This is a genomic window from Bradyrhizobium sp. Kon37, from assembly GCF_055807535.1.
In genome coordinates this window covers 1-255 of record NZ_JBVVOY010000297.1, presented here as the reverse complement: position 1 = coordinate 255, position 255 = coordinate 1, and the positions used below count along the sequence as shown (strand labels likewise).

1 pseudogene is annotated in these 255 nt (G+C 60.8%); it reads left to right on the top strand.

What is annotated here, in order from left to right:
• Positions 1–202: pseudogene (locus AC0L3J_RS38230) on the top strand (transposase); the annotation flags it as partial.
• Positions 203–255 lie beyond the last annotated feature (53 nt).

Genomic DNA, 255 nt, shown 5'->3' with positions numbered 1-255 from the left:
GCTGATTCAGGTTGCCGTGGGAGAAATCTCGAAGCCGAGATGACGGTGACGCTGGGGGCCGAGAAAAGGAGAACGCAGCGAGGCACGCTTTGGCTATCGCTCCGGCTAAAATTCCCGCTCGTTGATCACCCGGGTAGGCAAGATCGAACTCGAGGTGCGGCAGGACCAGCCGGGGCGATACTCGACTGAGCTGTTCGAGCGCTAGCAGCGCTCGGAAAAGGCGCTGGTTGCGGCTTTGGCGGAGATCTACGTGCA